This is a genomic window from Dietzia sp. oral taxon 368 (assembly GCF_002999155.1).
GTDB lineage: Bacteria > Actinomycetota > Actinomycetes > Mycobacteriales > Mycobacteriaceae > Dietzia > Dietzia cinnamea.
This window is the reverse complement of sequence record NZ_CP027238.1, coordinates 19,813-33,231: the sequence shown is the minus strand read 5'-3', so window position 1 is coordinate 33,231 and position 13,419 is coordinate 19,813. Positions and strand designations below refer to the sequence as shown.

At 72.1% G+C, this 13,419-nt stretch carries 13 protein-coding genes and 1 pseudogene; 8 read left to right on the top strand and 6 right to left on the bottom strand.

Features of this window, described 5'->3' with window-relative positions:
- Window positions 1–87 precede the first annotated feature (87 nt).
- The 4 genes from C3V38_RS00180 to C3V38_RS00165 form a co-directional block, all read right to left on the bottom strand.
- The gene (locus C3V38_RS00180; protein ID WP_106386295.1) at window positions 88–1,866 is read right to left on the bottom strand and encodes an ABC transporter ATP-binding protein; all 1,779 of its coding nucleotides are present in this window, start codon (window positions 1,864–1,866) and stop codon (window positions 88–90) included.
- Window positions 1,867–1,907: 41 nt separating this feature from the next.
- Entirely contained in the window at window positions 1,908–3,380 is a 1,473-nt protein-coding gene (locus C3V38_RS00175; protein ID WP_371412131.1) for an ABC transporter transmembrane domain-containing protein, read from the bottom strand.
- A 208-nt stretch (window positions 3,381–3,588) separates the two neighbouring features.
- Window positions 3,589–4,017, bottom strand: coding sequence for a hypothetical protein (locus tag C3V38_RS00170; RefSeq protein WP_067718538.1), 429 nt, complete (start codon window positions 4,015–4,017; stop codon window positions 3,589–3,591).
- Between the two features lie 121 nt (window positions 4,018–4,138).
- The gene (locus tag C3V38_RS00165; RefSeq protein WP_007629964.1) at window positions 4,139–4,345 is read right to left on the bottom strand and encodes a dodecin; all 207 of its coding nucleotides are present in this window, start codon (window positions 4,343–4,345) and stop codon (window positions 4,139–4,141) included.
- A 118-nt stretch (window positions 4,346–4,463) separates the two neighbouring features.
- On the opposite strand from C3V38_RS00165, the gene C3V38_RS00160 reads away from it, so the two are divergent.
- Window positions 4,464–5,240, top strand: a complete 777-nt coding sequence (locus C3V38_RS00160; RefSeq protein ID WP_106384839.1) for an isocitrate lyase/phosphoenolpyruvate mutase family protein — start codon at window positions 4,464–4,466, stop codon at window positions 5,238–5,240.
- Between the two features lie 58 nt (window positions 5,241–5,298).
- The gene (locus C3V38_RS00155) at window positions 5,299–5,826 is read left to right on the top strand and encodes a DinB family protein (RefSeq protein WP_067718532.1); all 528 of its coding nucleotides are present in this window, start codon (window positions 5,299–5,301) and stop codon (window positions 5,824–5,826) included.
- Here the strand turns inward: C3V38_RS00155 and C3V38_RS00150 are convergent.
- Together C3V38_RS00150 and C3V38_RS17470 are read right to left on the bottom strand one after the other, a co-directional pair.
- Window positions 5,748–6,743, bottom strand: coding sequence for a pseudouridine synthase (locus C3V38_RS00150; protein ID WP_254426031.1), 996 nt, complete (start codon window positions 6,741–6,743; stop codon window positions 5,748–5,750). The two genes, C3V38_RS00155 and C3V38_RS00150, sit on opposite strands and share 79 nt — an antisense overlap.
- On the bottom strand, window positions 6,740–6,916 hold the full coding sequence (locus C3V38_RS17470; RefSeq protein WP_165001048.1) for a hypothetical protein: 177 nt from the start codon (window positions 6,914–6,916) through the stop codon (window positions 6,740–6,742). The genes C3V38_RS00150 and C3V38_RS17470 overlap by 4 nt, the downstream gene beginning before the upstream one ends.
- Window positions 6,917–7,026: 110 nt before the next feature.
- Here C3V38_RS17470 and C3V38_RS00145 point away from each other — a divergent pair, with 110 nt between their 5' ends.
- The 6 genes and pseudogenes from C3V38_RS00145 to ilvD all read left to right on the top strand — a co-directional run bounded on the left by C3V38_RS00145 (window position 7,027) and on the right by ilvD (window position 13,251).
- Window positions 7,027–7,962 carry an endonuclease/exonuclease/phosphatase family protein gene (locus C3V38_RS00145; RefSeq protein ID WP_106384838.1) on the top strand — a complete coding sequence of 312 codons (936 nt, stop codon included), beginning with the start codon at window positions 7,027–7,029 and terminating at the stop codon, window positions 7,960–7,962.
- Window positions 7,959–8,579: a hypothetical protein gene (locus C3V38_RS00140; protein WP_106384837.1), complete on the top strand. Its 621-nt coding sequence runs from the start codon at window positions 7,959–7,961 to the stop codon at window positions 8,577–8,579. Before C3V38_RS00145 ends, C3V38_RS00140 begins: the two co-directional genes overlap by 4 nt.
- A 30-nt stretch (window positions 8,580–8,609) precedes the next feature.
- Window positions 8,610–8,777: a hypothetical protein gene (locus tag C3V38_RS17465; protein ID WP_165001047.1), complete on the top strand. Its 168-nt coding sequence runs from the start codon at window positions 8,610–8,612 to the stop codon at window positions 8,775–8,777.
- 46 nt (window positions 8,778–8,823) lie between these two features.
- Window positions 8,824–9,858: an LLM class oxidoreductase gene (locus C3V38_RS00130; protein WP_106384835.1), complete on the top strand. Its 1,035-nt coding sequence runs from the start codon at window positions 8,824–8,826 to the stop codon at window positions 9,856–9,858.
- Window positions 9,859–10,008: 150 nt separating this feature from the next.
- Window positions 10,009–11,384: pseudogene (locus tag C3V38_RS17810) on the top strand (deoxyribodipyrimidine photo-lyase).
- 127 nt (window positions 11,385–11,511) lie between these two features.
- Window positions 11,512–13,251: a dihydroxy-acid dehydratase gene (gene ilvD, locus C3V38_RS00120; RefSeq protein WP_254426030.1), complete on the top strand. Its 1,740-nt coding sequence runs from the start codon at window positions 11,512–11,514 to the stop codon at window positions 13,249–13,251.
- The last annotated feature ends 168 nt before the right edge of the window (window positions 13,252–13,419 follow it).

Genomic DNA, 13,419 nt, shown 5'->3' with positions numbered 1-13,419 from the left:
AGTCGGGGACGGCCTCCCCCGCAGTGTGGTCCAACTCGCGCTCGCTCGCCGGGTTTCCCGACGTCGCTCACCCCGGTCGGGCCCGTTCTAGGCCGGGCCCGGGGTGCTGTCCACGGCCGTCGCCCGCCGGCCGGCGGACCATGCGGCCCACAGTCGGTGGTAGATCCCGCCGTGAGCGACCAGGTCGTCGTGGGTGCCGCGCTCGACGATCCGTCCGGAGTCCATCACGAGGATGATGTCCGCGCGAGAGGCCTGATCGAGCCGGTGGGCGATCACGAGGGAGGACCTGTCGCGGATGACCTCGTCGGCTGCGCGCTCCAACGCCTCCGCGCCCGCCGAGCCGGCCTCGGCCGTGGCCTCGTCCATGACGATGACGGCCGGATCGAGCAGGAGGACGCGGGCCAGGGCCAGCTGCTGCGCGGCGACCGGATCCAGCTGGAGCCCGCGCGCCCCGACGATCGTGTCGAGCCCCTCCGGCAGGCGCTCGAACCACGCGGAGGCGTTGACCCGGCGCAGCGCGTCGAGCAGCTCGTCGTCGGTGGCCTTGGGCCGGGCCAGGGTGAGGTCGTGGCGCAGGGTCCCCGAGAACACGTGGACCTCCTGGCTGACGGTGGCCAGACGAGCGATGCGCTCCCGATCGGACAGCGATGACACCGGGTAACCGTCGACGAGCACCTCGCCGGCATCCGGCACCAGGAGGCCCGCCAGCAGAGCGGCGACCGTAGTCTTGCCGGCGCCCGACGCACCGACGATCGCGACGGTCCGACCCGGTTCGATGGAGAAGCTGATGTCGCGCACCGCCCACGAGTCGCCGTAGCTGAAGCTCACATCGCGCAGGTCGACCCGGCCCTGCGGCGGCTCGACACCGCTGTCGGGCACCGGTACGGGCGGGTCCACGACCACGCCGACGATCCGGGACAGCGACGCGTAGCCCGACTGGACCACGTCCAGGATGCGCATGAAGGTCATGAGCGGACCCCGCAGGCGGATGATCATGAGCACCGCCCCGGTCACCGCGCCCACGGTGAGGGAGCCGGTGGCGACGAGGTGGTAGCCCACCGTGAGAGCGATCGCGAGCATGAGGAACTCGCCCACCAGCATCCAGACGTTGAGCACGAGCATCGTCGTGCGCGCTCGGATGCCCTTGCGCACCACGTCCCAGGAGGCGTTGCCGATCCGGGTGTGCATCCGGTCTTCGAGCGAGAAGGCGCGTACGGTCGCCCGGCCACGGATGGCCTCGAGGACCCGTCGCGCCCGCTCGGCCATTGCCGCGCGCTCCGCGGCGTAGCGGTCCGGGGCCTTGGCGAGGTAACGACGCGCGGCGAGGTAGTAGACGGGCGCGACGACGAGGGGGACGACGAGGAACTGCCAGTCCAGGGCGAACAGCGCGATCACTGTCGCCACGACCGTCAGGGCCGAGGTGGACAGCGTCGGGACGGTCTCGGTGACCGCCGAGGACAGTTCGGCCACGTCATCGGTGGACCGGCTGACGAGGTCGCCGGAGCCCGCGTCCTCCACCCGGTGGGTGGGCAGTCCGAGTGCGGTGCCGACCATGTCCTGCCGCAGGTTGGCGATCACCCGCTCGGACAGCCGGGCCACCAGGTAGAAGCCGGATGCGCTGAGCGCCGCGCCGCCGACCGCCGCCGCCAACAGCAGTCCGCCGATCTGCCACAGCGACCCCCCGCGTTCACCGGTGACCAGGTCCACGATCCGACCCATCAGCTGGGGGATGAGCACACCCGCGGTCGCCCCGAGGCTCAGCAGGATCAACGCCAGCGCCAGCCACCGTCCGGCGTGGCGGACCCGGGAGAGCTGCCTGGCCACCTCGCGACGGACCTGGCCCGCGGAGGCGACCGGAAACCTCATGGCGGTGTCGGTCTTCAGGGGTGGTGTCGAACTCGTCATCGTCATCCCTCGGCCCCCACGAGCAGACCCTCCGCGGTCTCGCGCAGTCGCCGTGCGGTCAGCCGCGCGTCCGCGACGGCGTTCCACGCCGGGGCCGGGCTGAAGACGATCGTGGTCTTCCCGATCCGCTCACGGGCGATGTTGTCCGCGAGGTTCTGTTCGGTCACCGAGTCCACAGCGGTGGTGGGGTCCTGCAGTACGAGTACCTCCGGGGCGAGCGCGACGGCACGCGCGAGGGCGACGCGCTGCCGCTGACCGCCCGAGAGCATCCGCCCGCTCTCACCGACCCGCTTGTCGGGGCCGTCGGGGATGTCGTCGCAGCAGGCGACCCGCAGGGCGTGTTCCGCCGCCGCGCGATCGGGGTGGACGTTGTCCGCCACGCTGCCGTCGAACAGGTCGGCGGCGTGGGGCACGACCGCCACCCGCGTGCGGGGCAGTGACTCGAGGAGGCGGATCAGCTCGGCGTCGGTGCCGTCGACGACCGTCAGGCCTGACGGAAGGGCGCGGATGAACCGCTCCGTGGTGGCGGCGTCGGCCTCCGAGATGCGCTCGAAATCCGCGCCGAGCACCTCGCGTATCCGTCGGCCGGACGCCTCCGCCGACGCCCAGCGGGAGGCGATGTTGCGGCCGAACATGGTCATGGGGACCACGAGGAACTGGGTGAGGCCGACCACCGTGATCAGCTCGCCGATGGTGACGTGCCCGGCGAGCGCCAACGCGCCCGCCGCGATCCCGAGCGTGGACACGAAGACGGCTCCGGTCGCCTCGGTGGCGCCGTTGAGTCGTGCCTCGGCGGCGTCGGCGTGAACGGTCTTGCGGTAGGCGTCGTCCGACACCTCGTCGTAGCGCCTCCGGACGGTGACGATGGCGCCCAGGCCCTTGAGGATCCGCAGCCCCTGCACCACGTCGGTCGCGGTGGCCGCGGCCTGGGCGATCGCCTGCTGACGCCCCACCGACCGGCGCTGCAGCGGCCGCGCCACCCGAAGCGCCACGATGACCAACACCGGGCCGCCGACCAGGGTGGCCAGGCTCAGCCACGGGTTGATCGTGAACATCATCGCCGCGCCGTATGTGATGGCCGCCGCCTCGGCGACGGGCATCACGGTCATCATGACGATGTCCCCGACGCGCGTGGTGTCCGACGAGGCGATGGACAGCAGGCCGCCCGCGGTGCGTTCCCGGCCCGCGAACCCGCGCGGGTCCTGGATGCGGTCGGTGACCGCGGTGCGCAGGTCGTGGCTGACGAGTTGCTGACTGCGGACCAACATGAAGCGTGCGGCCCAGTTGGCGACCATCGCCACCAGGAACACGCAGGCGAGCACGCCGATCCATAACCAGAGCCGGTTCAGACGGGCGGTGGCGATCGCGTCGTCGACTGCACGGCCCACGACGACGGGGGTGAGCCCGTTGCAGAGAAATCCCACGGCCATGCCGCCGGAGGCGATGAAGCTCCACGGACGCTGGGACAACGCCACTTTGAGGGTCCACCGCGGTGAGTCGACGGCGGGCAGCTTCGACCGGCGGCCCCCCCGGCCCGGGAAGCGCCGAGTAGTCGACGATGCTGCCCGCTCCCGGGGCCTGCGAGTTGTCGGGCACGAGGGTCGATGGTAGCGGCGGGACGCCGGGTTCCTGTCATCCGCGAGCGGTGGTCAGAGGCGGCTCACCGGGCCGCGTGCCGCCCACTCACGCGCGGCTGCCGTTGCGCGCGGCGCGGCCGCCGACGATCTCCACGGTGTCCACGTCCGCCACCCCCAGCGCCAGGAGCGCCTGCCCCGTCGCATCCAGCTCGTCCTCGATCGTTCGCAGCCAGCCCCGCACCACTTCGTCGGGGAGGCGGCGCCTGGCGGACAGGCCGACGACGAATCCGGGCGACGCGATGGCTGGCAGGACGGCCATCGCGTCGCGGCGCTCGTGCGATGTGCACAGCCAGTCCACGTCGCTGATGAGGATGGGGGCGGCAAGGCCGACGTCGTGTTCGTCGCACGGGAGGATGAGCATCGTGTTCCGGCCGCGGTCGTGGTGACCTAGGACGAGGTCGATCACGCCGGCGGCGAGCGGGGCGTCGTCGAGCGGGAGCGTGTTCCAGTTGTCGGGGAGGTCCTCGAATCTCATGCCCCGAGTCTCGGCGCTCCCGAGCGCCGGCGACAGCCCCGCGGCGCGTTCTGTGTAGCCGCCGGAACGCCCTGTGGACAAAGGGATCCGCGGGAACCCGGAGGTGGCCGGACGCGTCTGGTCAGGACTCGTGCCGGAACCCCACCTTGATGGTCACCTGCCAGTGGGCGACCGCCCCGCCGTCGAGCTTGCCGCGGACGGACTGGACCTCGAACCACTCGAGGTTCCGCAAGGTCTTCGACGCCTCCGCGACCGCGTTGGCGATGGCCTGGTCCGTTCCGTCCGGCGAGGAGCCGACGATCTCGGTGACGCTGTAGACGTGGTTCATGGTGACCTCCGGAGTGCGCGCGGCGATGTGTGATACGGGTCACTCTACGGTGGTCCGCCCGCTCGGCCACCGGCGTAGGGTCGGGAGGCGAAAGTTCCCGTTCCAGAGGAGGATCGAGATGCCCGACGTACGTGCACGAGCAACCACGCTGGCCGAGCTCCACGAATCGGGTGAGCTGACGGTCCTGCCGACCGTGTGGGACACCTGGAGCGCCCGGGTCGCCGCCGATGCCGGCTTCAAGGGACTGACGGTGGGCAGCCACCCCGTCGCCGACGCGATCGGCAGCGCGGACGGGGAGAAGATGGACTTCTCCGAGTACCTGCGCGTGGTCAAGCGGATCACGGACGCGGTGTCCGTTCCCGTCAGCGCGGACGTCGAGTCGGGCTACGGTCTCGACCCTGCCGAGTTGATCACCCGCCTGCTCGAGGCCGGGGCCGTCGGCGCGAACATCGAGGACGTCGTGCACCGCGAGGGCAAACGCGTCCGGGACCGTCAGGAGCACGCTGACTACATCGCCGCCGCTCGCCGCGCGGCTGATGACGCCGGGGTCCCCTTCGTCATCAACGGACGCACCGATGCCGTCAAGCTGGGAACGGACGTCTTCCCGGACCCGGTGGCGGAAGCCGAGGCCCGTATCGCGCTCATGGAAGATGCCGGAGCGCGATCGGTGTACCCGGTGGGCGTGACGACCGCCGATCAGCTGACGCGTCTCGTGCAGGCGGTGACGATCCCCGTCAACGCGACCGCCCATCCGGTGAGGGGACACGGCGCCGGCGACCTGGCGGCCCTGAAGAAACTCGGTGTGCGCCGGGTGTCCTTCGGCCCGCTCTGGCAGATGTGGCTCGCCGAGGCCTCCACCCACCGGTTCGCCGACTGGCTCCCGGAGAACGGCTGACGTCGCCGACCGGGCCGATCAGGCCGCGGGCCCGGTGCCAGGGTGAGACGGTGGAGGCATGGACACCCCTCCCGAACCCTCGCTGCCGGACACGAAAGACTGGACGACCGTTCTCGAGTCTGGCTGTGACGACTGTGGATACCGGCCTCACGACCCGGCTTTCACGAGCGACCGACTGGCTTCCGCCCGCGACCGGTGGCTCGCCGTCCTCCGGCGGACCGGGGTCGAGCGGCGACCGTCGCCGCGGGTGTGGTCGCCGCTGGAGTACGCGGGCCACTGCCGTGACCTCATCGAAGTCCTGGGGGACCGCATAGCGGCGATGCTCGACCGAGCCGAGCCGACCTACGACGATTTCGACGGCGAGGCGGCGGTCGTCGAGCACGGGTACTGGCGCAGCGACCCGGACGATCTCGCCCGCCGACTCGACGCCACCACCGCTCGGACGCTGAAGGTTCTCGACCGCGTCGGCCCCGCGGACCGGGACAGGACCGGTCGACGCGGCGACGGCTACGTCTTCACCATCGCCTCTCTGTGCCAGTACATCGTGCACGACGTCGAACACCATCTGGGTGACGTCGACGGGTGAGAACGCGCGGTCCCTGTTTCCCGCCCCGGGGCCTCGCGGGCGAGGAGTTGCAGCGGCAGGTCGGGGTCGTCGGGGGCCTCGGGCAGCAGGTCGGGGTAGCGCCGGTCGCCGAGGATGCCGATCCCCAGCGCGGCGAGGTGCACGCGCATTAGGTGGAGCCGCCCCGTGCGGGGCCGGAGGAGAGTCTGGACGACGAGCCGCCCTGAGGCGCTGTGTCCGGTCCGGAGCACGTCGACGAGGGTCTCGGAATTGGGCGGTAGCCCGGGGTGGAGGGTGACGCGCAGCTCGCCGCGCCGCGACCGGATGTGCTCGCGGTGGGTCACGGGTGCCGGGCGGCCGGCGAGAAACGGCGCGGCCGGGTCCCACCCGGGCGGGCGCGCGGAGACGGCCTCGTAGACCTTGGTGACCTCTCTCCGCTCGAACATGGACTGGTAGGCGCCGCGGGTGTCGGCGCGGGCGGAGAACATGACCACCCCGGCGGTCTCGCGGTCGAGTCGGTGGATCGGCGTGATGTCGGCGTTGCCCAGGCGGGTGCGTAGCCGGACCAGTGCGGTCTCGCGGAGGAAGTGGCCGGAGGGGGTGGTGGGGAGGAAGTGCGGTTTGTCGACGACGACGAGGTGGTCGTCGCGGTGCAGGATCTCCTCCCGGTAGGGCAGGGTGGGCTCGTCGGGCAGGTCACGGTGGTACCAGACGAACTCGTGCGTGCCCAGCGGTGTGTCGTGGTCGATCGCCCGGCCGTCGGCGCCGACGATCTCGCCGGCGGAGATCCGGCGCCGCAGCTCGCGTGGGTCGAGGTGGTCGAACCTCGCCTCGATGTACTCGGCGATGCCCGCCCACGAGCCGTCGGCGGGGACTCGCAGGCGGGTGGGGCTGACGCCGTCCCGGACCGGTAGAGGCGGCGGTGCGGGCACGGTCACACGTCCTGTCCGGTGACCGTCCGCGCCGGCAGGAAGTCGTTGTCGAGACGGCTCGGGACGTACATGGTGTGCTCGGGCCCGACCCCGGCGCGGCGGACGACCGCGGAGAAGAACACCCGCGCGGCCGGCAGACACCCCACGCACTGCTGTCCGACCGGCGTGTGTTGATCCACGGGAGGATCGTGTCACGGTTGCGACCGGTCCGCAGCGGGCCGCGCGCCGAATAGGGTGGAGGTCGCCCGGCAGGAGCGATGCGGAGGCGAGAACGGTGTGGGGTGGGGAGATGGCGCAGCGCGAGGCCGGGTCGGACCCCGCCACCGAGCCGTCGGTGGGGGATCCGCCGCTGGTCGGCCCGGTGCCCGCGCCCGGCCTCCACGTCATGACGTGGAACATCCGGCGGCCGGTGCCCGCTGCGCTCACCCGGCCGGCGGACCGGTGGCATCACCGGGCGCCGCGCGTGCGGGCGCTTCTCACATCCGAGCGGCCGACCGTTCTGTGCGCGCAGGAGGTGGCCGCCCGACAATTCGCCACCGTGCTCGAGGCCCTCGGCCCGGGCTACGACCACGTCGGTCGTGGCCGCTCGGCGGGCGGCGGGGGAGAGGCGTGTCCGATCTTCTTCGACGCGACCCGTCTCGAGCTGCTGGGCTGGGAACAGTCCGCCCTGTCGGACACGCCTCACCGTGCCGGGTCGGTGTCCTGGGGCAACCTGTTCCCCCGGGTGATGGTCGAGGTGCACCTTCGCGACCGGGTCACCGGTCGCGACCTGCTGGTGGTCAACACACACCTCGACCCGCTGTCCGGCCGGTCCCGGCTGCGCTCCGCCCGTGCCCTCCTGGAGGTGGTGGCCGCACGGGGCCTGCCGGCCGTCGTGACGGGCGACTTCAACGCGGGCCCGTCGAGCCCGGCCGTGCGCGCACTCCTCTCGGACGGGGTACTGGTGGACAGTTGGCGGGTCGCCCGCGCCCGGCACAGCGAGCAGTGGGGCACCTACGCCGACTACCGGCGGCCGCGACGGGACGGCGCCCGGATCGACTGGATCCTCGCCACTCCCGATCTCTCGGTCACCGACGCCGCGATCAACCCGCTCCGCCACGAGGGCGGGTGGCCCTCGGACCATCTGCCGGTGCACGTTGTGGTGCACCCGGCCGGTCCGGGCGATGAGGAGCACAGTGGGCCGCGAGACGAGACGCGAGGACAGGGAGGAGCCCGGCGGACGTGATCGACAACTTCCTGCGCCCCGCCGGGAGCGCATTCCAGACGGTGGCGGACGCCCTGCGCCTGCTCGGCGTCCTCAGCGTGGTCTCGGCCCTGCTGTTCCACGGGGTGACGGACGCCGCCATCGTGGCCTTCGCCCTACCCGGACTCATGCTGCCCCGGTTCCTCGGCATGCGCGCGTGGGCGGACGTCGCCGTGTCGGCCACGCTGCTCGTGGCGGCGTGGAGCAACGTCGTGGACCTCTACCGAACCGTCTGGTGGTGGGACATCCCGATCCACTTCTTCCTGGCCGGCGCCCTGTCGGTGGTGGCGTACGTGTTCTGCGCACACCGCGGGATCGTGCGGGCGCCGGGTGCCCGCGGGTTCACCGTCACCGGCGCGGTCGTGCTCACCACGGCGTTCGGGCTCGCGCTGGGCGCGATGTGGGAGATGGTGGAGTGGTTCGGCTACGCCTACCTCGCAGACGAGATCTACGTGACCTACGAGGACACCGTCGGGGACTTGGCGGCGGGCGGACTCGGCGCGCTGCTCGCCGGCGTGCTCATGGCCCGTGGCCCAGAGTTGCTGCTCCCCGCGGCCACGCTGCCCGCCCGGCCGGCGCCCGCCTACCGGCACAGGTAGGTCTCGGCCCGCCCGTCCCCGGAGCGAGCTGTGCCGTTCGCGACGAGAGCCGGCCTCGTCGTCGTCGCCGTACCCGCGCAGGCGCGAGGCGCGACCCACACCACCATCGCGATCCGGAAGAGGGAGACGAGTTCGGTCGAGGAGGGCTCCGCGGCCGGGCCGGCAGGCGGTGTCGCCCGGCGTGGCGGCACCGGGTGACCGTGGGCGTTCGGCCCGCCGTGCCGCCCGTGCCAAGGTGGAAGCCATGACCTCCTCGCCGTGCACCCGCTCCGACGGTGACCCCCGCGCCCTGCCGGGGTTCCGGCGCACCTACGCGCCCGGCCGACTCACGCTCGGCCTCGGGTTCCCGATGCGGAGCCGGACCGACAGCGACGACGTCCACGACCCGGCGGCCCAGGTGCGCCTCGCCCGGGCCGCCGAAGCCGGCGGTTTCGCCGCCCTCTACGTCCGTGACATCCCGCTGCGCGTGCCGTCCTTCGGCGACGTCGGTCAGGTCTACGACCCGTGGATCTACCTCACCCACATCGCCGCCCACACCTCGCGGATCGCGCTGGGCACCGCGGGCATCGTCCTGCCGGTGCGGCACCCACTGCACGTGGCCAAGTCCGCGGCCAGCGTCGACCGGCTGTCGGGCGGACGGTTCCTGCTGGGATTGGCGTCCGGCGACAGGCCCGAGGAGTTCCGCGCGTTCGGCCTCGAGCAGGGCGAGCGCGGTGAGCGGTTCCGCGAGAACCTCCGCGTGATGACGCACGCCCTGACCACCGAGATGCGCGGGATCCGGTGGTCCGGCGGATGGATGCACAGCGCGGACGTGGTGCCCAAGCCCACCGCCGCGTCGGTTCCGGTCATCATGATCGGGTCGTGTCAACAGAGCGTGGCCTACCTCGCCGCGCACGGGGACGGGTGGATGACCTACCCGCGCGACTTCGACGCCCAGCGGCGCACCGCCGCACAGTGGAGGGACGCGGTGGCCGCCGCCGCGGCCGGCGGAGTCGGCGACGCGAACGACGACGCCGACAGGGTCGACGGGGAGGTGTTCAAACCCTTCGCGCAGTCGCTGCAGATCGACCTCTCGCAGGACCCGGACGAGTCAGCCTCCCCGATCACCTTCGGATTCCGGATCGGCCGGCGCAGGCTGGTCGACCACCTCGAGGACCTGAGGGGGATCGGGGTCAACCACGTGCAACTGGGTCTGGGGGCCTGCCGTCGCCCGGTCGGCGAGGTGATCGCCGAGCTGGCCGAGTACGTCGTGCCCCACTTCCCGCACCTCGCGCACTAGGACCGCCGGACTCACCGGAGCCGCTCCCGTGCGCGTTCCCGCGGCCGAGCGTCTGCCTGCCCGGCGAGGGCCGCACTTCTGCCACACTCGATGATCACGGCGACGGATCCCGGTCGATCCGCAGAGAGCCGACGAGGGAGGCCCCGTGGGATCTCGATACTGTGGTTCCGCCGCGACCTGCGACTGTCCGACCATCCGGCGCTGCTCGCGGCAGTGGAGGCGGGGGATGAGGTGCTGCCCGTCTTCGTCCGCGACCCCGGCCTGCTGTCCCGGGCCGGCGCGCGAGCCGACAGACTGGCGGCGTCGGTCGCGGCGCTGTCGGCTGACACCGGCGGAGCGCTGGTCGTGCGAACCGGCGATCCAGCCCACGTCATCCCCGGGCTGGCCGCGCTCACCGGTGCCCGGTGAGTCCACGCCCTACGGTCGGCGCCGGGACGCACGGGTGGGGGCCGCGCTCGAGGCCGACGGCCGCCGGCTGGTCGAGACGGGGTCGCCCTACGCCGTCCGGCCCGGCCGCGTTCTCAACGGCAGCGGCCGTCCGTACCAGGTGTTCACCCCGTTCTCACGCGCGTGGCGCGAACACGGGTGGCCCGCGCCCGGACAGCGGCCCCGGGACGTCCCCTGGGCGGCGGTGCCCTCCGGGGGGGCTCCCCGGAGTCGACGGTGACGGCTGGGGACGCGGCACGGCGGGTGGCGTGGTTCGCGGTGCGGCCGGAGACGCGGGGGAGGCCGCGGCCCTCGCCCGGTGGCGGGCCTTCCTTGAGGACGACCTCGAGAACTACGGACAGAGGCGCGACCGCCCCGATCTGGACACCACGAGCCGCCTGTCCGCGCCGCTGACATACGGAGAGATCCACCCGCGCACGATCCTCGCCGACCTCGCGGCGCACCCCGCCGCCGACGGCGAGGGGGCCCGCCGCTTCGTCACCGAACTCGCGTGGCGGGAGTTCTACGCCGACGTCCTGTGGCACCAGCCCCGGCCCGCCTGGAAAGACCTGCGTGACGCTCTCTCCGGGTTGCACTACGACCAGGGACCCGAAGTGGACGACCTCGTCGAGGCCTGGCGACGGGGCCGGACGGGCTTCCCCTTCGTCGACGCGGGAATGCGTCAGCTGCTCACGGAGGGGTGGATGCACAACCGCGTCCGCATGGTCACCGCCAGCTTCCTGGTCAAAGATCTGCACGTGTGGTGGCAGGTCGGCGCCAGGCACTTCCTCGCCCACCTGCTCGACGGCGACCTCGCTTCCAACAACCACGGATGGCAGTGGGTGGCCGGCACGGGGACGGACGCCTCGCCGTTCTTCCGCGTCTTCAACCCGGTCACGCAGGGCCAGCGCTTCGATCCGGACGGGGAGTACGTCCGCCGATGGGTCCCCGAGCTGCGGCACCTGCCCGGGGCGGCCGCGCACGAGCCCTGGCGGTGGCCCGACGGCCACGATCACGGGTACCCGGAACGGATCGTGGATCACGCCGAGGAGCGGCTCGAGGCGTTACGCCGGTACGACCTCGTCAGGAACGGCTCCTGATGATCAGGCGGGTTGCGGGCGGCGCCGAGGCCCGCGGGTGTGGAATCCCCGGCCCGATCGGTGGTCTGTCGGGCCGCGGCGGAGGGGCCGACCGCGCAGCTGGGCCGACAATGCCTAGGCTGTGCGCATGAGCTCCGGAACCGACATGCCTCGCCCAGGACACGCGGCCACCGGCCGCGAGGCCGACATCAAGCCCCGAAGCCGCGACGTCACCGACGGGCTCGAGAAGACCGCCGCCCGCGGGATGCTCCGCGCGGTGGGTATGGGCGACGACGACTGGGTCAAGCCGCAGATCGGTGTGGCCTCCTCGTGGAACGAGATCACCCCGTGCAACCTCTCGCTCGACCGGCTGGCCAAGGCCGTCAAGGAGGGGACTCACGCCGGAGGCGGTTACCCGCTGGAGTTCGGCACCATCTCGGTGTCCGACGGCATCTCGATGGGCCACGAGGGGATGCACTTCTCGCTGGTCTCGCGTGAGGTGATCGCCGACAGCGTCGAGACCGTCATGAGCGCCGAGCGGCTCGACGGCTCTGTGCTGCTCGCCGGCTGCGACAAGTCCCTGCCCGGCATGCTCATGGCCGCTGCGCGGCTGGATCTGGCGAGCGTGTTTCTCTATGCCGGGTCCACCCTTCCCGGCTTCGCCAAGCTCTCCGACGGAACGGAGAAGCAGGTCACGATCATCGACGCCTTCGAGGCCGTCGGGGCCTGCTCGCGCGGTCTCATGAGCCGGGAGGACGTCGACACGATCGAGCGGTCCATCTGCCCGGGCGAGGGCGCGTGCGGCGGTATGTACACCGCCAACACGATGGCGAGCGCCGCCGAGGCGCTGGGTATGTCCCTGCCGGGCAGCGCGTCGCCGCCGGCCCCGGACCGCCGGCGCGACGACTACGCCAAGGCGAGCGGCGAGGCCGTGGTCGAACTGCTGCGGCAGGGCATCACCGCGCGCGACATCCTGACCAAGGAGGCGTTCGAGAACGCGATCGCCGTCGTCATGGCCTTCGGTGGGTCCACCAACGCGGTCCTACACCTGCTCGCGATCGCCAGCGAGGCCGAGGTCGAACTGACCCTCGACGACTTCGCTCGCATCGGCGCCACGGTGCCGCATCTGGCCGACGTCAAGCCGTTCGGTGCCCACGTCATGACCGACGTGGACAAGATCGGTGGCGTCCCCGTGGTCATGCGGGCGCTGCTGGACGCCGGGCTGCTCCACGGTGACTGCCTCACCGTCACCGGCCGCACCGTGGCCGAGAATCTCGCCGACATCGCTCCGCCGGACCCGGACGGCAAGGTGCTCCGAGCGATGTCCGAGCCGATCCACCCGACCGGCGGGATCACGATCCTGCGCGGGTCGCTCGCCCCCGAGGGTGCGGTGGTCAAGTCCGCCGGTTTCGACTCCGACGTCTTCGAGGGCACCGCGCGCGTCTTCGAGCGCGAGCGCGCTGCCATGGATGCTCTCGAGGACGGGACCATCACGGCGGGCGATGTCGTCGTGATCCGCTACGAGGGTCCCAAGGGCGGGCCCGGTATGCGTGAGATGCTCGCCATCACCGGTGCGATCAAGGGCGCGGGCCTGGGCAAGGACGTCCTGCTCATGACCGACGGGCGCTTCTCGGGTGGCACGACCGGGCTGTGCGTCGGCCACATCGCCCCGGAGGCCGTGGACGGGGGACCGATCGCGTTCGTGAGGGACGGCGACCGGATCCGACTGGACGTCTCGCAGGGGGCCCTCGAGCTGCTGGTGGACGAGTCCGAACTGCGGTCCCGGCGCGAGGGGTGGGAGCCCCTGCCGCCGCGCTACACCCGCGGCGTCCTCGCCAAGTACTCGAAGTTGGTGCAGTCCGCCTCGACGGGCGCCATCTGCCGCTGAGGCGGGCCGACCATTCGCCCCGAACCGCTCTTCCTCTCGAGGCGGCCCATCTCGGTGTCGGAGCTACCGGGCGAGACCGCGCCGTCCGCCGCGACCCCGGGGCGCTCAGGTGGCCCACCGCGTCGGTGAGCCTGGCGTCATCGAGGTCGGCGAGGAGGACCCTGTGAT

Coding starts and splice junctions, on each gene's coding strand:
- C3V38_RS00130 (WP_106384835.1), top strand. CDS start 8,824: ATGACCTCCTCGCCGTGCACCCGCTCCGACGGTGACCCCCGCGCCCTG.
- C3V38_RS00170 (WP_067718538.1), bottom strand. CDS start 4,017: ATGAGATTCGAGGACCTCCCCGACAACTGGAACACGCTCCCGCTCGAC.
- C3V38_RS00180 (WP_106386295.1), bottom strand. CDS start 1,866: ATGAGGTTTCCGGTCGCCTCCGCGGGCCAGGTCCGTCGCGAGGTGGCC.
- C3V38_RS00165 (WP_007629964.1), bottom strand. CDS start 4,345: ATGAACCACGTCTACAGCGTCACCGAGATCGTCGGCTCCTCGCCGGAC.
- C3V38_RS00160 (WP_106384839.1), top strand. CDS start 4,464: ATGCCCGACGTACGTGCACGAGCAACCACGCTGGCCGAGCTCCACGAA.
- C3V38_RS00145 (WP_106384838.1), top strand. CDS start 7,027: ATGGCGCAGCGCGAGGCCGGGTCGGACCCCGCCACCGAGCCGTCGGTG.
- ilvD (WP_254426030.1), top strand. CDS start 11,512: ATGAGCTCCGGAACCGACATGCCTCGCCCAGGACACGCGGCCACCGGC.
- C3V38_RS00155 (WP_067718532.1), top strand. CDS start 5,299: ATGGACACCCCTCCCGAACCCTCGCTGCCGGACACGAAAGACTGGACG.